The sequence below is a fragment of the Paracoccaceae bacterium genome (assembly GCA_033344815.1).
Lineage (GTDB): Bacteria > Pseudomonadota > Alphaproteobacteria > Rhodobacterales > Rhodobacteraceae > Roseobacter.
Map to the genome: position 1 here is coordinate 1741694 of JAWPMR010000001.1, position 19188 is coordinate 1760881.

The 19188-nt window shown below is 55.6% G+C and carries 19 protein-coding genes and 1 pseudogene; 6 read left to right on the top strand and 14 right to left on the bottom strand.

The window, feature by feature from the left end:
• Positions 1-20 precede the first annotated feature (20 nt).
• Together R8G34_08055 and R8G34_08060 are read right to left on the bottom strand one after the other, a co-directional pair.
• On the bottom strand, positions 21-542 hold the full coding sequence (locus R8G34_08055; protein MDW3222824.1) for a hypothetical protein: 522 nt from the start codon (positions 540-542) through the stop codon (positions 21-23).
• Positions 539-1270: a 16S rRNA (uracil(1498)-N(3))-methyltransferase gene (locus R8G34_08060; protein ID MDW3222825.1), complete on the bottom strand. Its 732-nt coding sequence runs from the start codon at positions 1268-1270 to the stop codon at positions 539-541. The genes R8G34_08055 and R8G34_08060 overlap by 4 nt, the downstream gene beginning before the upstream one ends.
• Before the next feature lie 12 nt (positions 1271-1282).
• On the opposite strand from R8G34_08060, the gene ubiA reads away from it, so the two are divergent.
• From ubiA to R8G34_08075, 3 genes are all read left to right on the top strand, one after another.
• Positions 1283-2245 carry a 4-hydroxybenzoate octaprenyltransferase gene (gene ubiA / locus R8G34_08065; GenBank protein MDW3222826.1) on the top strand — a complete coding sequence of 321 codons (963 nt, stop codon included), beginning with the start codon at positions 1283-1285 and terminating at the stop codon, positions 2243-2245.
• 80 nt (positions 2246-2325) lie between these two features.
• Complete coding sequence (locus R8G34_08070) at positions 2326-4212, top strand: OmpA family protein (protein MDW3222827.1); 1887 nt, start codon at positions 2326-2328, stop codon at positions 4210-4212.
• Positions 4205-4531 (top strand): hypothetical protein, encoded by a 327-nt coding sequence (locus R8G34_08075; GenBank protein MDW3222828.1) that lies wholly within the window; start codon positions 4205-4207, stop codon positions 4529-4531. Before R8G34_08070 ends, R8G34_08075 begins: the two co-directional genes overlap by 8 nt.
• A 4-nt stretch (positions 4532-4535) precedes the next feature.
• Here R8G34_08075 and R8G34_08080 read toward each other — a convergent pair whose 3' ends face one another.
• From R8G34_08080 to R8G34_08130, 11 genes are all read right to left on the bottom strand, one after another.
• Positions 4536-4982, bottom strand: a complete 447-nt coding sequence (locus R8G34_08080) for a universal stress protein (protein ID MDW3222829.1) — start codon at positions 4980-4982, stop codon at positions 4536-4538.
• Positions 4983-5068: 86 nt separating this feature from the next.
• Positions 5069-5512, bottom strand: a complete 444-nt coding sequence (locus tag R8G34_08085; GenBank protein MDW3222830.1) for a molybdenum cofactor biosynthesis protein MoaE — start codon at positions 5510-5512, stop codon at positions 5069-5071.
• Between the two features lie 3 nt (positions 5513-5515).
• Positions 5516-5761, bottom strand: coding sequence for a molybdopterin converting factor subunit 1 (gene moaD / locus R8G34_08090; GenBank protein MDW3222831.1), 246 nt, complete (start codon positions 5759-5761; stop codon positions 5516-5518).
• A complete protein-coding gene (pgsA, locus tag R8G34_08095) occupies positions 5761-6426 on the bottom strand; it encodes a CDP-diacylglycerol--glycerol-3-phosphate 3-phosphatidyltransferase (GenBank protein MDW3222832.1) in 666 nt (221 codons plus the stop codon). The genes moaD and pgsA overlap by 1 nt, the downstream gene beginning before the upstream one ends.
• Positions 6427-6572: 146 nt before the next feature.
• The gene (uvrC, locus tag R8G34_08100; GenBank protein MDW3222833.1) at positions 6573-8450 is read right to left on the bottom strand and encodes an excinuclease ABC subunit UvrC; all 1878 of its coding nucleotides are present in this window, start codon (positions 8448-8450) and stop codon (positions 6573-6575) included.
• 290 nt (positions 8451-8740) lie between these two features.
• Entirely contained in the window at positions 8741-9520 is a 780-nt protein-coding gene (locus tag R8G34_08105; GenBank protein ID MDW3222834.1) for an SDR family oxidoreductase, read from the bottom strand.
• A gap of 22 nt (positions 9521-9542) precedes the next feature.
• A complete protein-coding gene (locus tag R8G34_08110; GenBank protein MDW3222835.1) occupies positions 9543-10493 on the bottom strand; it encodes a calcium/sodium antiporter in 951 nt (316 codons plus the stop codon).
• Between the two features lie 175 nt (positions 10494-10668).
• Positions 10669-11466: a S49 family peptidase gene (locus R8G34_08115; GenBank protein ID MDW3222836.1), complete on the bottom strand. Its 798-nt coding sequence runs from the start codon at positions 11464-11466 to the stop codon at positions 10669-10671.
• A gap of 69 nt (positions 11467-11535) precedes the next feature.
• Complete coding sequence (locus tag R8G34_08120; protein MDW3222837.1) at positions 11536-12297, bottom strand: ABC transporter permease; 762 nt, start codon at positions 12295-12297, stop codon at positions 11536-11538.
• Entirely contained in the window at positions 12294-13232 is a 939-nt protein-coding gene (locus R8G34_08125; GenBank protein MDW3222838.1) for an ABC transporter ATP-binding protein, read from the bottom strand. Before R8G34_08125 ends, R8G34_08120 begins: the two co-directional genes overlap by 4 nt.
• Before the next feature lie 116 nt (positions 13233-13348).
• Entirely contained in the window at positions 13349-13873 is a 525-nt protein-coding gene (locus tag R8G34_08130; protein MDW3222839.1) for a carbon monoxide dehydrogenase subunit G, read from the bottom strand.
• Between the two features lie 122 nt (positions 13874-13995).
• On the opposite strand from R8G34_08130, the gene R8G34_08135 reads away from it, so the two are divergent.
• Positions 13996-14973, top strand: coding sequence for a DMT family transporter (locus tag R8G34_08135; protein MDW3222840.1), 978 nt, complete (start codon positions 13996-13998; stop codon positions 14971-14973).
• Positions 14974-15058: 85 nt separating this feature from the next.
• On the opposite strand, the gene R8G34_08140 is transcribed toward R8G34_08135, so the two are convergent.
• Complete coding sequence (locus R8G34_08140) at positions 15059-16021, bottom strand: NADPH:quinone oxidoreductase family protein (GenBank protein MDW3222841.1); 963 nt, start codon at positions 16019-16021, stop codon at positions 15059-15061.
• Positions 16022-16885: 864 nt separating this feature from the next.
• Here R8G34_08140 and R8G34_08145 point away from each other — a divergent pair.
• Together R8G34_08145 and R8G34_08150 are read left to right on the top strand one after the other, a co-directional pair.
• Entirely contained in the window at positions 16886-17266 is a 381-nt protein-coding gene (locus R8G34_08145; protein MDW3222842.1) for a CBS domain-containing protein, read from the top strand.
• 484 nt (positions 17267-17750) lie between these two features.
• A pseudogene (locus R8G34_08150) lies at positions 17751-19133 on the top strand (IS3 family transposase).
• Positions 19134-19188 lie beyond the last annotated feature (55 nt).

A 19188-nucleotide genomic window follows, 5' to 3' on the forward strand; every position in this document is an offset into this window, starting at 1 on the left:
GGGACGAATTGAACGAGGTGTCAATGCAGCGCAATTGGGGTATTCTTGGCATCGTCCTTTTGCCAGATCACAATCAGGTGCTGATCCTGCCCCTGCATCGCATGCAGCATTCGCTCGGTTCTCAGCCCCGGTAAAGTGGCAAAGGCGTCAAACAAGCCATCCGCACCTTCGGCATTTATCGGGATCAAGAGTTCGGGCTGACCCGGTTGTAATAGTCGCCAATGCGCAGGAAAGAGCGATTTATCAAGTACGAGCTGTGACACTTCGCGCAGCGCGACCACCCCACCCGTCAGAGGTCCAAAATAGGTAATTTGTCCTTCGTCGACGCTGACGGTACCGGGCCCCTCTCCGATGCTTCGGAAACGCGTGCGCTGAACGCCAACCCAAATCACCCCGGCGCCGACCACCAACAGACCAATTGCCGGAAGAATCAACAAGCGCCCCGGACCAAGCAGCCACCAAAGGCCCAGAAACACCATGAAACTGCCCACCAGCACTTCGCGCCACCGCATCAGTTGGGCTTTCGCTTCGGGACGAATCATTGCCAGTCCCCCAAGTGTTGCTGCCAGACGGTCAGCGCCGATACAGCTGCTGTGTCTGCGCGCAGAATCCGCGGCCCAAGTGAGACCGCATGCGCAAAATCAAGCTCCTGCAAGCGGGCGCGCTCTGCTTGGGAAAACCCGCCTTCAGGCCCGATCAGGATCGCCCAGGAACCTGCAAGCGCCGGTAAGGTGGGCTTTGAGGCGGCCTGAGCCTCATCGCAAAACATGATCTGGCGAGATGGGTCCCAACCCTCTAGAAGACGCGACAGACGAACCATATCAGACACCTCCGGCACAAATGTTGCGCCACATTGCTCGGCGGCCTCGATCGCATGCGCTTGCAGTCGGTCTCGATGAATACGACCGGAATTTGTGAAGTCGGTTTGCACCGGAACAATCCGCGCGCTACCCATTTCGGTGGCCTTCTCCACAATGAAATCCGTGCGGGCTTTCTTGATTGGCGCAAAGAGCAGCCACAGGTCGGGGGGCATATGCAAAGGTTTCGTCCGTTCCAACACAACGAGGACACCACCACGCTTGCCTGCCTCCTTGACCTCGGCCAACCACTCGCCACTTTGACCATCAAACAACAGGACGCGTGCGCCCACAGCCAAACGCATCACGCTGAAAAGATAGTTTGCCTGCTCCCGCGACACTGGAACAGATTGCCTCAGGCTTAGAGCATGCTCTACATACAGTCTGATTTTGGCTGAAACAGTTCGGTCCATGGAGAGATACATATGCAAGACCGACAGTCAGTACCAGATGGTCAGGTCGCAGATGCCGTAAACGGGAATTGGGTGGACACAATTGCCCCGGCCTGGACGCGGCCCTACCTGCGCCTGAGTCGCGCGGATCGTCCGATTGGCACCTGGTTGCTGCTTTTGCCCTGTTGGTGGGGGTTGGCGCTGGCCATGCTCCACGACCGCCAGGCCAGCTGGTTTGATCTTTGGATTGCCTTGGGTTGCGCCATGGGTGCATGGCTGATGCGCGGAGCGGGCTGCACGTGGAATGACATCAGCGACCGTGACTTTGATGGACAGGTCGAACGCACACGATCACGCCCCATCCCATCTGGCCAAGTCAGCCTGCGGGGCGCAATCATCTGGATGTGCCTGCAATCCCTGTTGGCATTCTGTATCCTGTTGACCTTCAATCTCGCGGCCATCGGCATGGGCATCCTCGCGCTGCTGCCGGTGGCGATCTATCCCTTTGCCAAACGGTTTACGTGGTGGCCTCAGGTGTTTCTGGGGCTGGCATTCAACTGGGGCGCCATGCTGGCCTGGACGGCTCATAGCGGCACATTGGGCGCGCCTGCGGTCGTACTCTATCTTGCCGGGATCGCCTGGACACTCTTTTATGATACAATCTACGCGCATCAGGACACAGAAGACGACGCCCTGATCGGCATCAAATCCACCGCGCGGCTTTTTGGCGATCAGACAGCCGCGTGGCTGCGGCGCTTCCTGATGGCAAGCGTTGGATTGATGGGCGTGGCCGTGATCTATGCGGCACTGCCGAACACCAGCGTTCTGGCCATGGTTCTGGCTCTCGCTGGCCCTTGGGCCATGGGCTGGCACATGGCATGGCAATTGCGCAACCTTGACACTGAAGACAACGCAAAACTGGTAAAGCTTTTTCGTGCCAATCGTGACACGGGCGCGATCCCGCTGGTATTTTTTGTTGCTGCCCTGCTGGCGTGATTGAATCTGCTTCACTTGGGGCGTATCACGTCACCAAAGCAAGTTGAGACCAGGATTACATGGGCCTGTCCAAAACAAAAATGACTGTTTCTGCCTTTATTGCTGCTGCGGCGGTCTCACTGTTTGCAGCAAACTCGTCCGTTCAATTGGTCGAAGATTCATCGGAAATCGGTGTACGCAATGCTTTGGATGACAATGAACTGATCTGGGCCGAAGTCGAAGCGGACGGGCTGCGTCTGGCTCTTTCGGGGACAGCACCCTCAGAGGCTTTGCGTTTTCAAGCGCTCTCTGTGGCAGGGTCCATCGTGGATGCGGCGCGTATCATTGATCTGATGCAGGTCGAGGCAGTGGCCGCAATTGCCCCGCCACGGTTTTCCGCTGAAGTCTTGCGCAATTCTGCGGGCCTATCGATCATCGGTCTGATCCCGAAAACTACTGATCGCGACGCCATGGTCGCAGGTTTCAGCGCCATGAGCGATTTGCCGGTGACGGATCTGCTTGAAACCGCCGATTACCCGGCCCCGGCGGGATGGGAAGACGCTTTGGCCTTCGCCATCAGCGCCGTCGAAGACCTGCCCCGCGCCAAAGTATCTGTGACTGCGGGACGCGTGAACATAACAGCCATTGCCGACAGCGCAGAAGCCAAGGCCCGGATGGAAAAAAACCTGATCGCATCGGCACCTCCGGCCTTGCGATTGTCTCTCGATATCTCGGCACCGCGCCCCGTCATCACACCCTTTACCTTGCGCTTTGTGATAGATGAAAAGGCCGCCCGCTTTGATGCCTGTTCGGCTGACACAGACGAGGCACAGCGCCGCATTCTGACAGCCGCCTTTGAGGCCGGCCTCACGGGACCGGGGCGGTGTACGATAGCCATGGGCGTCCCGTCCAAGAACTGGGCCGGAGCTGTTGAGAAAGCGATCCGTGCTCTGGCTGAAATCGGCGCGGGCAGCGTGACCTTTTCCGACGCCGATGTAACCCTTGTGGCAGCTGAAGGGACAGACGAAGCTGTTTTTGACAAAATTGCGGGCGAGCTTGAAAATGATCTGCCGGGTGTTTTTTCCCTCCGTTCCATCCTGCCGGAAACACTTGATCCTTCGATTGGCCCGTCGGAATTTATCGCAACGTTAAGTCCCGAAGGTCAGGTGCAGTTGCGCGGTCGCCTGTCCGGCGAAAAGATGCAGGAAGTGGCTGACAGTTTTGCCCGCGCTAAATTTGGATCTGAAAACGTCTATACAGCAGCGCGCATCGTTTCCGATTTGCCGGCGGACTGGTCCACGCGCGTGCTGACCGCCATTCAGGCGCTGGCTTTTCTGAACAACGGTGTGGTTACCGTCACACCGGACGACATATCGCTGAGCGGACTGTCCGGAAACCAGAACGCAAGCGACGTCATCGCGCAATTGATGGGCAGCAAGCTGGGACCGGGAGAGACATTTGAGATCGATGTAAAATACGTCGAAGAACTTGACCCCGTTGCCAGCCTTCCGTCCCCAGAGGAATGTGAAGTTGCGATTGCCGAAATTGTGTCTGGCGCAAAAATTGTGTTCGAACCCGGAAGTGCCACAATTGATTCAACGGCCCTTTCAACGATGGACAGTATTGCCGAGGTGCTTCAGGACTGCGGCACGATCCGGCTTGAAGTGCAAGGACATACAGACAGTCAGGGGCGCGAAGAGATGAACCTTTCGCTCAGTCAGGCGCGTGCCGAATCTGTTCTGAATGAATTGCGAGCGCGCCGCGTTCTGACCGGCTCGTTTTTGGCCAAGGGCTACGGCGAGGCGCAGCCGATTGCCGAAAACGACACGGAAGCGGGGCGCGAGGCCAACCGGCGTATCGAATTCCGCCTGATCCGACCTGAACCATCTATCCCGGAAGGCGATTCAGCACTGGAAAGCGTCGCAGAATCCGGTGATATAGGCTCCGAAGGCGAAAATACTGAAGCGGAAGGTCAAATCGATGAGTAGGACGGAGTTTGTCATTGCGACAGCAATCATCCTGTTTGTTGCTTTCTGCCTGGGCTGGTTCGCCAACTGGTTGATACACCGCTTTACCCGTGTGGCAGCTGACGATGTGGCGCAACTGGACAGGATGAGCCAAGAGCTGCATGAGGCCGAAGAGACCCGAGATCAGGCGATCACCTATCTGCAACAGCGGGAGGCGGAACTGACCAATCAACTGGCCCAAGCCGACGCAGAATTGCGCGCCGCGATGGACGGATTGCGCGACGCCCGCCATGAAGCCGAAGAGTTGCGGGCCTATGTCGAGCGGCAACGCGCAATCTGAACCGCTACATCACAGTCAGGTGAGCGCAATGCGCAAGGTGCCCGACCCTCTGGGATGTGCTGCCCAAGACCAGCGCGGATAAGTTCCCCAAGCCGCGTCGCCCGGTTACGATCAGATCTGAATTCACCGCCTTCGCATGCTCCAGCAACGATTCTGCAGCGTCTCCTTCTCCCACTTCAGCCACAATTGACGTTTGGTTTGACTCAGCTGCGATTTTCTTCGCCTGATCCAGCAGTTTCTGAGCACTTTCGGCGACTTCTTCGGTCGATGGCATGGTCGTCGCAACGTGATACCCCGCCACAGCCCCCATGGCGAAGGCAACTGTTTCAGGCTTGGGCGTATGCAAAACATGAATTTCAGAATCATACTTAGACGCCAGATCACATGCCAGACGCAACGCATTTTCAGATGGGCCAGACCCATCAAAACCAACTGTAATTGTCTTGAACACTACATTTCCTCCTCATTGTCATCAGATGACAACAGGTTAATGCATATGGAAAAAAACCACCTTGATGCACGTCAATAAGACCGCGTTCACCAGCGGTTTAACGCATCCTCGTCCTCACTGCGCGCATCGACCCAGGACGCGCCTTCATCGGTCACTTCCCGTTTCCAGAAAGGCGCGCGGGATTTCAGGTAGTCCATCAGAAATTCAGCTGCTTCAAAAGCATCCTTGCGGTGCCGCGCAGCTGTGGCCACCATCATAATCATCTCCGCTGGCTTCAGATGACCATATCTGTGGATGACCAACACATCTCCCAAGGACCATCGCCTTTCCGCTTGTGTGGCGATCTCTCTCAGCGCCGCTTCGGTCATGCCAGGGTAGTGTTCAATTTCCATCGCATTGAGCGTTTGTTCACCCGTATCGCGCACGACCCCCGTGAACGTCACCACCGCGCCGATATCGCTACGCCCTGCGGCAAATGCCGTGGCCTCCTGCCCCGGATCAAAAGGCGCTTCCTGAACCGAAATCCGCATCGCCTATCCGCCTGTCATTGGTGGGAAAAATGCAACCTCCCGAACCCCTTCAAGCTTGGCATCAAAATCACTGAGTTCCTGATCGAGCGCCACGCGCAGGGCGGAGCGGTCGCCAAAGGCCGCAGCATAGCGGTCCTCGCGCGCGACCAGTTCGTCCACCAGTTCGGAAACGGTCTCAGCCGAAGTTTCAACATCTTCACGCGGCACCCCGATCCGTTCGCGGACCCAGGCAAAATACAGCACATTCATCAGCGTTCGTCCTTTAGATGAGGCAGCGATTTCATCAAATAATCCACTCCCGTGATCAACGTCAACGCCGCCGCGAGCCACAACAGAACAAGGCCCGAAATCCCCGCCCACTCCATTGCCATATGTTTCCAGCGCAGACCTTGCAGGTCCGGTTGCGCACCTGCGAAAATCTCATTCACCAGATCCTGATCCATCCCAAAGGCAGACATGCCCAGATAGTGCTCAAAAACGCCGTGGGAAAACAGAACTGCAATCGCAATCATCTGGCAGGTGGTCTTCCATTTTGCCAATTGTGTCACCTTCAATGTGCCCGCAGTTTCACCAAGAAACTCGCGCAGGCCAGATACGAAAACCTCCCGAAACAGGATCACAGTGGCTGGCAAGACCAGCCAGGGCGAGTAACTGGAGAACCCGATGATCACCATCAGCGCAATGACCACCATGGCCTTGTCCGCAATTGGGTCCAGCATCGCACCCAGCTTGGTTTCCTGTTTCCAGGCCCGCGCCAGATATCCATCAAACCAATCTGTCACAGCGGCCGACACAAAAAGCACCAACGCGAACCAATCAGCATAAGGCCTTGTAAAATAAAGGAACATCACAGCCACCATCGGCGCTGCAATCAATCTGACAATTGTCAGTAAATTGGGCAGGGTCATCGTCATGATGCTACCTTACAGCGCTAAAATCAGCTCTGAAAGCCGCAACCGCTTCCACAGCAATAGATCGCTCCCATGTGACCGACTTACAGATGCCTGAAACGCGACGGCAATACAAAAAATCGTGTCGCGCGGCACGCGCGTCCTTTGGATCAACCGCGTTCATGAAAGAAATCATAAATCTTTTCCGCCAAAGCACCGGAAACACCATCCACCGCTTTCAGATCATTCAGGTTGGCACGTGCAACCGCCTTGGCAGATCCAAAATGCGCCAGCAGCGCGCGCTTGCGCGAAGCTCCCACACCGGGCACGTCATCCAATGGCGTTGCTCCGACTGATTTTGCGCGTTTTGCGCGATGTGTTCCGATGGCAAAGCGATGCGCCTCATCGCGCATACGCTGAATAAAATAAAGGATCGGATCATTGTGGCGCAGGGCAAAGGTCGGCTTTCCGGTACGGTAGAATTCCTCCTTCCCTGCGTCTCTGTCCACACCCTTTGCCACCCCGACCATTGGAATGTCTTCCACGCCATATGTGCACAGAATCTCGCGCACGGCACTGACCTGGCCCGCCCCCCCGTCGATCAGCAAAAGGTCAGGCCACTGCCCCGCCTTGCGTTCCGGGTCCTCCTTGATCAACCGTTTGAACCGCCGCGTCAGAACCTCTTTCATCATCCCAAAATCATCACCGGGCGTCAGGTCATCGCCCCGGATGTTGAATTTCCGATACTGGTTTTTCATGAAACCCTCTGACCCGGCCACAATCATGGCACCCACGGCAAAGGCGCCCTGGATATGGGAGTTGTCATAGACCTCGATGCGTTCTGGTGGCGTCTTCAGATCAAAGGTGTCGGCAATCCCTTTCATCAATCGTGCCTGCGTCGCGGTTTCCGCCATCTTGCGCGCGAGCGATTCTCGGGCATTGCGCAACGCGCCTTCTATCAGCTCAGCTTTTTCGCCTCTTTTGGGCACCATGAGCTCAACCTTGCGCCCAAGCTTGCCACTCAAAGCATCCGCCATCAGATCCGGGTTCTCGATCTCATTGCTCAGGATCAATTGCCTTGGCGGCTCCTTGGTATCGTAAAATTGCCCAATGAAAGCTTCGAGCACTTCGGCGGCATCCACATCAGGTCCAACACGCGGATAATAATCCCGGTTGCCCCAGTTCTGATTGGCGCGAATGAAAAACACCTGCACACAGGCTTGCCCGCCCTCCATGTGCAACGCAATGATGTCGGCCTCCGACACGCCTTTGGGGTTGATGCCCTGCGCTGTCTGAACCTGTGTGAGCGCCTTGATGCGGTCGCGCAGAGCCGCTGCGCGTTCAAATTCCATTGCCTCGGAGGCGCTTGACATCTCGCGGGCCAAACGCGCCTGAATGTCGGTTGTTTTCCCAACCAGAAATTTCTCGGCATCCTGAACGGTCTGAAGGTAATCCTCCGCGCTGATTTTGCCGACACAAGGGGCTGAGCATCGCTTGATCTGATACTGCAAACAGGGCCGTGTCCGGCTCTCAAACATGGCATTGGAACAATCCCGCAAAAGAAAAACGCGCTGGAGTTGATTGAGCGTGCGATTTACCGCCCCCGCCGAAGCAAAGGGTCCGTAATAACTCCCCTTCTCCTTTTTGGCACCGCGATGTTTCTTGATTTGGGGAAAATCATGATCCGCCGTCACCAGAATATTGGGAAAGCTCTTGTCGTCGCGCAGCAGAACATTGAATTTTGGCTTGAGTTGCTTGATCAGGTTTTGCTCAAGCAGCAGGGCTTCGGTTTCTGTGCGCGTGGTCAAAAACATCATCGACGCGGTGTTTGAGATCATCCGGGCAATCCGCGCAGAATGCCCGGTCGGGCGCGCATAATTGCTGACCCGTGCGCGCAGGTTTCGCGCCTTGCCCACATATAAAACGCGACTTTCCCCATCCAGCATTCGGTAGACACCCGGCGATGTATCAAGGGTCTTCAGATACCCCTGAATTACCTTGGCACCGGTGTCTGCATCCTGAGGCTGAGTGTTAACTGGTTCGGTCATACAACCCTAATAATGATTCTGGCGGACTGCTGCACGTAGAGCGGACGACTGCAAGCCATAACATGTCCACCATTCCTGTGGATAACTCTGCCGATAACTTCCGGTCAATTTGAATTTTTCGTTGTAATTTGGGTATTTCAAGGATTTGCCTAAAAAATAGGCACATAATTAACCCACTGATTCATATCGATATTTTCTTTTTGCTCATGCAAGTTTTTGAAAACAAAGACATTTTAGTAACGAATTTGTAACACAGATTAAACCGGTGCAAAACTTGAAAACTTGTCCGTTTACTCTACTCCCAACACGTCTGGCGTTTGCCATGCAAGGTGCTGTCCCCCATCGACACAGAGCAGTTGACCTGTAACGGCGGGCGCATCGAGAAAATAGCCCAACGCTGCCGTCATATCCTCGGGATTTGACCCCCTCTCAAGCGTCGTATTTGCGCGTTGTTGCGCAAAGTGATCGCTTGATTGCCGCCCGCCCTGAAGCGTCGGACCGGGCCCGATGCCGTTGACACGGATGGCGGGTGCCAAGGCTTGCGCCGTGGTGCGCGTCATCGCCCACAAACCCATTTTCGCCAGCGTGTATGTCATGAATTCCGGTGTCAGTTTTCGCACGCGCTGGTCGACCATATTGACAATCAGAGCGGCAGCGCGCGGCTCACCGGCAGCGTCCGTCGTCGGCTCTAGCCCTTGTGCTGCCATGGCCTGCGTCAACAAGAACGGCGCACGCAGATTGCTTTGCATATGGCGGTCCCACGTCTCGCGCGTGGCACTCTCAACCGTATCATATTCAAAAATCGAAGCATTGTTGATCAGGCAGGTGACTGGCCCGCCAAGAGCTTCGAGCGTTTGCGCAAAGAGCGCCTCAGTTTGGGCATCTTCCAGCAGGTCAGCCTGGATCGCAATGGCGCGACGCCCGAGCTTTTCGATCATCGTCACCGTTTCGCGCGCGCCCCGGTCTGAGGAGGCATAATGCACACCAACATCATACCCGCGTTGTGCCAGGTAAACGGCCATGGCGCGCCCGATGCGGTGCCCTGCTCCTGTTACGAGTGCTGTGCCCATGATGTGGCCTTCCTATTGTTGATCAAGAACTGAGGACAATCACCAGGTAGGCTACATAGAGCCCGCTCAGCACGACCCCCCAGAAGCGCGTGATATTCCAGCACAGATAGACGAAAGGAAACAAAAGAACAGAGGCCCCCAGCATGACCCATAGATCAAATCTCAAAAACTCCGGATCAACCGGGATCGGACCAACAAAGCTGGCAATTCCAATGATGGCCAGAAGATTGAACATGTTGGATCCGATGACATTGCCCAAAGCCACATCAGCCTGCCTGCGCAGGGCGGCCATGACGGTTGTTGCCAATTCCGGCAGCGAAGTCCCGATCGCGACCAGCGTCAATCCGATTACCGTGTCTGAGACGCCATAGGTTTTCGCTATGATCGTGGCATTATCCACCAACAAACTGGCGCCCAAAGGCAATCCGATCAGGCCCAGCACCAAAAACACGATGATACGCCACCAAGGCAGGTTAGGGTCAGCGCCCTCAGGCTCCTCTTCGGGTTCGTCTTTGTCCGCTTGGCGATGCAAATGGGCATCCCGGAACGCGTCCCCCAACATCAGCGACAGTCCGGCCAGCAAGACCAGACCCGCGATCCAGTCATATACCCCGCGAAAAGCCAGTGCGATGAAAAGCAAACTCGCGAGAATCATGAAATTATAGGTTTTGCGGGTGTTGCATTCCGATGTGTGCATGGTTGCCAGCAACGCCGGGATTCCGAGCACGAGCAATATATTGGCCGTGTTTGACCCGACAACATTGCCCAGCGCCAGCCCCGGAGCGTTGTCCTTGATCGCCTGAATGGAGATCAGCAATTCAGGCGCGGATGTTCCAAAGGCAACGATTGTAAGGCTGACGATCAGGGCAGGCACCCCCAAACGCAAGCTGAGGTTGACGGCACCTTTGACCAATGCGTCGCCCGCCAGCAGCAATAAAGTCAATCCAACGCCGCACAAAACCCACGGCATGATCATGCGTCATCGCCTTTTCCGCAAGCGCACGGCCCCCGGCCAATCCTGTAACGGCCGCACTTTCGGCATTTGGCGCTGGCCAAACGTTTCCCGCCCAGCCAGTGCAATTTCCCAAACATCGCAAGGACAGCCATGAACACCAGAAAAAGGGAGACGATCTTGAAAATCATATGGTCTAAAGGCCGAACTGCGCAAAGGCACTGCGCTCTTCGATACTATGCAGCGCGTCGCCAACTATGCGCGCGCCAAAACGGGACAGAAGCGGTTTGCGCAGCCCATAGCGGCGAAACTTGACCTTGTCTCCAAAACGCAGCTTCATCATTGGCTTGAGGTGGCCGATACCGTCGATCAGGCCAAGATCAACCGCGCGCCGCGCCAGCCAGATCTCTCCCGTGAAAAGGTCGCGATCCTCAGGCAGCTTACCCTGTCGCCGTGTCGTTATGTGATCCTTGAAATTGGCGTGAATATCCTCAAGCAGGGTTTTCAAACGTTCCACATCTTCGGGATTTTCAGGCCGAAAGGGGTCCAGCATGGATTTGGATTTGCCTGCGGTGTACACACGGCGTTCAATGCCCTGTCGCGCCAGCAGTTCATGCGCGCCAAAGGACGCGGAGATCACGCCAATCGAGCCGACCACGGAACTGTCATCCGCATAGATCTCGTCAGCCGCCGCCGCCAGCCAGTATCCACCCGAGGCGGCGACATCCTCGACAAAGGCAATCACGGGGATTTCCTTTTCCTCTGCCAAGCGGCGAATGCGTGATCCGATCAAGGAGGATTGCACCGGGCTACCCCCCGGCGAGTTCACTTCCAGGACAACTGCGGCAGGTTTGCCGCGAGAGAAGGCTTTTTCGACGATGGGCGCGAGGCTTTCGTCATTCAATGTGCCACGACCTGATGCGCTGATCACGCCTGACAGGCGAAGGATTGCAACCACAGGGTCTGACTTGAGAAAAGGTATCCAGCGTTTCATGACATCCCATGTAGATTGGCGACCCCGATCAAACAAGGCGGCGCGCGCAATGAGTTTGACCCTGCGCCTTTATTGACGAATGCGCCAGCCGGTTTTGAAAATCCACCAGATGACCAGCATGCAGATACCGGTGAATCCTGCGATCGCGCAGAGCGACAGAAAAATCGGTACATCTGCCGTGCCAAAGAATGCCCAGCGAAAGCCTGAGATCAGGTAAACGACAGGGTTGAAAAACGAAATTGTTTGCCAGACCGGCGGCAACATCGAAATTGAATAGAACGACCCCCCAAGGAAAACCAAAGGCGTCACGATGAGCAGAGGCACGAGTTGCAGCTGCTCAAAATTGCCCGCCCAGATCCCGATGATAAAACCCAGCAAGGCAAAACTGAGACAGGTCAGCAATAAAAACGCGACCATGGCGATGGGATGCGCAATCGTTACATCCACAAAGAAAAACGCGGTGATCAGGATGATTACGCCGATGAACAGCGCTTTGGTGGCCGCAGCACCAACATAGCCCGCAACGATTTCCAGAAAGCTGACCGGTGCGGAGAGCAACTCATAAATCGTGCCGATGAATTTGGGAAAATAGATCCCGAAGGAGGCATTTGAAATTGCCTGTGTGATCACTGAAAGCATGATCAGTCCCGGGACGATAAAGGCACCATAACTCACACCGTCGACTTCCTGGATCCGGCTGCCGATGGCCGCGCCAAAGACAACAAAATACAGGCAGGTTGAGAGCACCGGAGAGATGAAACTCTGTGCCAGAGTGCGAAAGAAACGCGCCATTTCAAATACATAAATGGATTTTACCGCCATCCAATTCATGCTTGATCCTCCTGCTCTTCATGCACGAGACCGACGAAAATATCCTCAAGGCTGCTCTGCCGGGTGACCACATCGCGCAAGACAAGTCCCGCCGCGGAGACATCAGACAACAGCTTGGTTATGCCTGTACGCTCGGCGCGGGTGTCATAGCTATAGGTCAGGGTCTGGTTGTTATCACACAGCGTCAGGTCGTATTTGGCCAAGGCCGACGGGACGTCATCGAGCGGCTTGGACAATTGCACATCCAGTTGCTTTTGCCCCATGCGCGCCATCAGACTGGCCTTGTCCTCAACCAATAACAATTCGCCCTTGGCGATCACACCCACCCGATCGGCAATGGCTTCGGCTTCTTCGATGTAATGGGTGGTCAGCACGATCGTGACACCATTGGCCTTCAACTCGTTCACCACGTCCCACATGTCCTTGCGCAGTTCGACATCCACACCAGCGGTTGGCTCATCCAGAAACAGCAAACGCGGCTCATGGCTCAAAGCCTTTGCAATCAGGACGCGTCGCTTCATGCCACCTGACAATTCGCGGATCTGATTGTTGCGTTTGTCCCATAGTGAGAGTTGCCGCAAAATGCGCTCAAGGGCGGCTTCATCCGGCGGTTTTCCAAAAAGCCCGCGCGAGAACCGCACCGTGTTGATCACTTTCTCGAAAGGTTCGAGATTGATCTCTTGGGGCACCAACCCGATCATCGCACGCGCCGCGCGGTAGTCGCGCAGAATATCGTGCCCCCCGACCGTGACAGATCCGGACGTGGCAGTGGTGATACCGCAAATCGTCGAAATCAGGGTCGTCTTGCCGGCCCCATTTGGTCCCAGCAGCGCAATGATCTCCCCGGCTTCGATCTGCAAGCTCACGCCCTTGAGAGCTTCAAATCCGTCTGCATAGGATTTGCGCAGGTCTGAAATGTCGAGAATTGGTTCCATGACGGTCTTATCCTACCCCGGTTGGGTCGCTACTTAGGGTGTGCGGATCCGAGATAACAGCGCAGCCATGCACATGACACTTGGCGTTATTGCGCGCTGACGCACTCTCCAGGGACTCAGGATTTCCCGGTCAGACGCTTCAACCACCCCTTCTTTTCTTCTTCAGGGGCATCCTCACCAGGGGCTTCGTCATCGCTTGCAGGCCCCTCGATTGTGTTTTGCAGGTTCGAAAAAAACTGCTCCGCCATCTTCTTGGCAAAGCCATCAATGATCCGGCTGCCGAGCTGTGCAAGTTTTCCGCCGACCTTGGCCTCGACATCATAGGACAATTCTGTCCCGCCGTCTTTGGCCACGAGGCGCACTTCCGCACCACCCTTGGCAAAGCCTGCCGCACCACCCTTGCCCTCGCCTGTTATTGTCAGGGCCTCATTGGGCACCATATCCGACAGGGTCACGGCCCCTTTGAATGTCGCTTTTACCGGTCCGACCTTTTGCACAACGGTTGCCTCGAACCCTTCTTCGGCGGATCCGGTCACCCCCTGCGCACCCGGCACGCAGGCTTCCAAAACCTCCGGGCTCAGCAAGGCGGCATAGACCTCTGCGGGACTTGCGGCAATCTGGCGGGTATCTGACATTTGCATGGGCGGGCTCCTCCAAAGCTGTTCTAGGTCTTTCTAGCGCAGAGATTTCAGATGCGCCAATGCGATTTCCAAAATGTCGTTTCCATGCGCGACACATCCCACGCACTTGATACCTCTGCACCATGACCGCTCACCCGCAAAATCGCGCAACGCTTGGCATCCTGTTTGTGGTGGCCGGAGTCTTTGCCATTTCAATCAATGACATGCTGATCAAACAACTGTCGGGCGGGTACCCCTTGCATGAAATTGTCTTTCTGCGCTCAGGCATCGGCATCATTTTTTCGCTGATCATGGTGCAAATGGAGGGCGGTTGGCGCATCCTCAAAACCCGAAGACCCTTTTTACATGTCATGCGCGGACTGCTGATTGTGATCTCCAACATGAGCTATTTCGTGGCGCTTGCCGCGATCCCGCTCGCGGATGCCACCGCCCTGTTTTTCGCAGCTCCCCTGTTCATCACCGTCCTGTCCATCCCGATCTTGGGTGAAAAAGTCGGGATCATGCGGATGAGCGCCGTGCTGGTCGGGTTCGCGGGCGTCATTATCATGCAACGCCCCTGGGCCGACACCAGCACTCTGCAAGCCTCGCGACTGGTCCTGTTGCTGCCGGTTCTGGCGGCCCTGACGTATGCGCTCAATCAACTCATGACGCGCAAACTCGGCGTCGAAAGCAAGGCCTCTGCCTTGTCTGTCTATATTCAGGCGGTGTTCATCGTGGTCTCTGTCGGGTTTTATCTGGTTGCTGGAGATGGACGTTTTGCGGAGGGATTGGACAACCCTTCCTTGCAATTCCTGTTGCGCGCGTGGGTCTGGCCTGCCTCTGCTGATTGGTGGGTCATAGCGGGTCTGGGCGCAAATTCGGCTATCATCGGCTATTGCCTCAGCCAGGCTTACCGCATGGCTGACGCGGCATCTGTGGCCCCTTTCGAATATGTGGGCCTGCCCCTGGCTGTGTTATGGGGATGGGTGGTTTTTGCGGAGTTGCCGGTCTGGGAGGTCTGGGCCGGGATCATACTGATCCTTGGATCCGGGCTGTTTGTCTTCCTGCGCGAACGTCAAAAAGCCAGAATTGTGGCCCGCGCACCCGTAGGTCGCAGGTAACCCCAATCGAAAAATCATTGCCAAAAGCGCTGCCCGCGCGGCTGCATCTTTGGCTTTTCAGTGTTATTGCGGCCGGAGCAGGCCTTCAATCAATTTGAACAACGACCTTCCCTGTGGCCTTGCGGGTTTTCAGCAGATCCAACGCTTCATTTGCCTGCTCAAGCGGCAAGATGTGGCTGACATGCGGTTTGATTTTCCCCTGAACATACCATTGCGTCAGAACCTCGAAACTATCCGTCAGCACCTTGGGATTCACCCGGGTATAGCCGCCCCAGTAAAACCCGATCACTGTCAGGTTCTTGACCAACAGATGGTTTGCCGGGATTTGCGGCACCTCCCCTGAGGCAAACCCCAGAGGGATCAACCGAGCCTCCGGTCGGCAGGCGCGCAGGGCTGCCTTGAATTGATCACCGCCAATCGGATCATAGACCACATCTGCACCGCCAAGCGATTTGACACGCTCCCGGATGTCATCGGTTTCCGAGTTGATCAGGTGATCCGCCCCCATGGATTTGGCCACGGCGAGCTTTTCCTCACCGCGCGCCACGGCGATGATTTCGGCCCCCATCAGTTTTCCCAATTCAACGGCCGTCAACCCGATGCCCCCGGAAGCGCCCAAGACCAGCAGCCTTTCACCTGGTTTCAAATGCGCCTTGTAATCCAGCGCCACATGGCTGGTCCCATAGGCGATCAAAAAGGCGGCTGCATCCGCGTCGGTCATCTCATCTGGAATGGGCACACAGATATTGGCCGCAATTGCTGCATATTCCGCCAACGCGTCAAACCCGCAATAAGCCGCAATGCGTTGTCCGACTTTGAACGTGCTTACACCCTCGCCAATCTCGGTCACTGTGCCGCAAAGCTCCATACCCAGCGTAAAGGGCACCTGTGGTTTTTCCTGATACGTGCCTTTGATGATCAGCAAATCGCCAAAATTCAAACCGCAGGTATGCACCTTGACCACCACCTGACCTGTGCCTGCTGTCGGCGTCGGGATATCGCGAAGGCTCAACGGTTGGCCGAGTTCTGTTACTTGCATTGCCCGCATGTCAGGTCCTTCAAGGTCGCTCTTCTCCAAGTGATCAGGCCAGAGCTGAACCAGATTGGCAAGGGACAAAGCATCTCGTACCAACCAGAGCCTCCGGGGCCGCCCATTCCGGTTATTCAGCCCATTCGATCACCCGGCGTTTTATTCATGTTTGAAAACACGCGCTAAGGGTCGTTCGTGTTGAGCAGACCACCAAGTTGGTGGCGCGCCGGAATTTGGCGAATGAAACGCGGAAACCTTAAAAACTTGCAGCCTGTGTCATGAAGGGACAATAAACCCGCGCACCCCAGCAGAAATTCCCTTCGTGGACATTGCATGTGCGTGCAGGTTCAGCCCAAAAACCGTTGGTGCCTCTCGTCACCACTCACTCAAGGACATTCTGTGGGAAATGCAGGGCAAGCATGGGGCGCCTGACGCCGGCCCAAAACAGGCCAAGATCTCATAAATCAATGCTGCAGTTTCATCGCCGCGTATTCTTTCATTTGCCGCGGGCTTCAGACAGCGGCGCAGTTGGCTGAGGAAGCAGGAGCGCATGACCCGCATCTGAAGCGGCAATGCGATCAACGACAGCGTCGTGACGCAGGCAGTGCGCCGCATCATATTCAGGAATTTCGTGACCCGGACATGGCGTCCTGAAAGCTTGGAACAGGCACCAACACGGACCAGAAACCGCGCGCACGCCGGGGCGGCGTCGGTTTTTCCGCTATGGCATCAGCTCGTTGCATCGCAAGGTGCCCGGACAAAAGATGCGAAACAAACAAGTTACGTCAGTTCAATTTTAACCTATTCGGCGGCATAATTGGGCTTCTCAAACTCTCTGATCCCAGTAACGTCAGAAGTGTGGGAGTGTCAGGAGAAAGTCGCGTGAAAATCAAATCATTGTGTGAAATTATCGACGGTCGAACGGTATGTTCCATAGAGGCGAAAGAGACAGTTCAATTCGCCTGCTGCATGATGCATCAGGAAAACATAGGTGCTTTGGTGGTGATGGAAAACGAGACACTCGTTGGAATTCTAAGCGAGCGCGATGTGGTACGCCGCTGCGTGGTGCAACATCTTGACCCGGAAAATACCTTGGTTTCTCAAGTGATGACAAGTGATCCATTCCATGTCAGACCCTCAACCCCGCCCTCTGAAGCTTTGAGTTGCATGCTGGACGGTGGGTTTCGCCATCTGCCAATTGTCGATGAAAGCGTGGTGGTCGGCATGATTTCGATGCGTGACATCCCGGCAGCGGCGGCCTGAGGGGGTTAAATAGACTGGAATGCAGATACGTGTCTCTTTGTACCAGCAGATCAAAACTCGGGAACGGATTCGCAATTCCAAGTCGCTAGCCTAGGATTGTGACAGCAACCGAGCCCACTGAGAAACAAAAAGCGAGGCGACCCAACCATACGCTGACGCTGATTAAACGGCACCTTAAAAGGGACGGCACGACTCGGTTCCTTATCGCTGCGCGTGTTGTAACTGGCGATGCCAAACGCTTGCGCATTGAAACCAACCTGAGACATGGATTGAATCCACCCGCGAATGCGCGGGGGGCTCACGCCATCTGCTGTCAAACCGCGGCGCTGGTCCTATGGGGCCAGCCTACACCAACTTCCATCCGCCCAAAGTCCTGCACCACATGTCCGGTCTTCTGGTGTCTGACGTCAGCGCTTATGGATCCAAATAGGGTTATTTGCTAAGGGAGTGTTTGTTGCTCATCGTAACCACCGAGGAGTGGACGATGAGAAAGACAGCGAAGAGCCCTGGCGAGAAGATCGTCAAAGATATTAAACGTGCAACGCGCAAGCACTATTCATCTGAAGAGAAGATCAGGATCGTGTTGGATGGTCTGCGTGGTGAAAACAGCATTGCTGAGCTGTGCCGCCGTGAAGGGATATCGCAGGGCATCTACTACAAATGGTCGAAAGACTTCATGGAGGCCGGAAAGAAGCGGCTAGCTGGGGATACAGCACGCGCTGCGAACACTGATGAGGTCAAGGAACTGCGCCGCGAAGCCAAGGAGCTCAAAGAGGTGGTGGCAGAACAAACGCTCGAACTGCGTCTTCTCAAAAAAAGCATGCTCGGGCCCTCTCAGTGAATGCAAGACATTCACCTGCCGGGTAATAGATGGGGGCGACCACGAATGAGGTACCCCGCATCTGAGAAGCTTGAGATCATCCGGCTGGTCGAGGGGTCGCATCTGTCGGCCCGTCTGACATTAGCCAAGCTCGGCATTCCGCGCACCACGTTCTATCGCTGGTACGGCCGGTATCTTCAACGCGGTGAGGCTGGTCTGCAGGACCAATCGCCCAAGCCAAAGCATGTCTGGAACCGCGTGCCTGACGACGTGAAGCGCAAGGTTGTCGACTTCGCCTTGAAAGAGACAGAGCTGTCACCGCGCGAACTGGCAGTGACGTTCACGGATCAAGAGCGCTACTTTGTGTCAGAATCCACTGTCTATCGCGTGCTCAAAGCGCATGATCTGATCACCAGCCCAGCCTTCATCGTCATGAAAGCCGCCAGCGAGTTCAAAGACAAAACCACGGCCATCAATCAGCTTTGGCAGACCGACTTCACCTACATCAAGGTCCTTGGTTGGGGCTGGTTCTATCTCAGTACGGTTCTGGACGACTACAGTCGCTACATCGTCTCCTGGAAACTCTGCACGAACATGCGGGCCGAAGACGTGACCGATACACTGGACCTCGCGTTGCAAGCGTCTGGCTGTGATCAGGTCCATGTCGTTCACAAGCCACGTCTGCTCAGCGATAACGGATCAAGCTACGTCTCCGGGGATCTGGCGGAATGGTTGAAAGACAAAGGCATGAAGCACTCGCGCGGAGCCCCCTATCATCCGCAAACCCAAGGCAAGATCGAGCGGTGGCATCAAACCCTGAAGAACCGCATCTTGCTGGAAAACTACTTCCTGCCAGGTGACCTCGAAGCGCAAATCGAAGCCTTCGTCGATCATTACAATCATCAGCGATATCACGAGAGCATCAACAACGTCACACCTGCTGACGTCTACTTCGGGCGTGACAAAGCCATTCTAAAACAACGCGAAAAGATCAAACGAAAGACACTCGAAGCGCGACGCTTGCATCACCGCCAGCACGCCGCATAATCAAACCAACCAGATGAGCCAAACTCTCTCTTAGCTTAGGCCGCCTTTGGTGCCA

Excerpts from the sequence above, each read along its gene's own strand:
- R8G34_08055 (MDW3222824.1), bottom strand. The coding sequence starts at position 542 with ATGATTCGTCCCGAAGCGAAAGCCCAACTGATGCGGTGGCGCGAAGTG.
- R8G34_08060 (MDW3222825.1), bottom strand. The coding sequence starts at position 1,270 with ATGGACCGAACTGTTTCAGCCAAAATCAGACTGTATGTAGAGCATGCT.
- ubiA (MDW3222826.1), top strand. The coding sequence starts at position 1,283 with ATGCAAGACCGACAGTCAGTACCAGATGGTCAGGTCGCAGATGCCGTA.
- R8G34_08070 (MDW3222827.1), top strand. The coding sequence starts at position 2,326 with ATGACTGTTTCTGCCTTTATTGCTGCTGCGGCGGTCTCACTGTTTGCA.
- R8G34_08075 (MDW3222828.1), top strand. The coding sequence starts at position 4,205 with ATGAGTAGGACGGAGTTTGTCATTGCGACAGCAATCATCCTGTTTGTT.
- R8G34_08085 (MDW3222830.1), bottom strand. The coding sequence starts at position 5,512 with ATGCGGATTTCGGTTCAGGAAGCGCCTTTTGATCCGGGGCAGGAGGCC.
- moaD (MDW3222831.1), bottom strand. The coding sequence starts at position 5,761 with ATGAATGTGCTGTATTTTGCCTGGGTCCGCGAACGGATCGGGGTGCCG.
- pgsA (MDW3222832.1), bottom strand. The coding sequence starts at position 6,426 with ATGACGATGACCCTGCCCAATTTACTGACAATTGTCAGATTGATTGCA.
- uvrC (MDW3222833.1), bottom strand. The coding sequence starts at position 8,450 with ATGACCGAACCAGTTAACACTCAGCCTCAGGATGCAGACACCGGTGCC.
- R8G34_08105 (MDW3222834.1), bottom strand. The coding sequence starts at position 9,520 with ATGGGCACAGCACTCGTAACAGGAGCAGGGCACCGCATCGGGCGCGCC.
- R8G34_08115 (MDW3222836.1), bottom strand. The coding sequence starts at position 11,466 with ATGAAACGCTGGATACCTTTTCTCAAGTCAGACCCTGTGGTTGCAATC.
- R8G34_08120 (MDW3222837.1), bottom strand. The coding sequence starts at position 12,297 with ATGAATTGGATGGCGGTAAAATCCATTTATGTATTTGAAATGGCGCGT.
- R8G34_08125 (MDW3222838.1), bottom strand. The coding sequence starts at position 13,232 with ATGGAACCAATTCTCGACATTTCAGACCTGCGCAAATCCTATGCAGAC.
- R8G34_08130 (MDW3222839.1), bottom strand. The coding sequence starts at position 13,873 with ATGCAAATGTCAGATACCCGCCAGATTGCCGCAAGTCCCGCAGAGGTC.
- R8G34_08135 (MDW3222840.1), top strand. The coding sequence starts at position 13,996 with ATGACCGCTCACCCGCAAAATCGCGCAACGCTTGGCATCCTGTTTGTG.
- R8G34_08140 (MDW3222841.1), bottom strand. The coding sequence starts at position 16,021 with ATGCGGGCAATGCAAGTAACAGAACTCGGCCAACCGTTGAGCCTTCGC.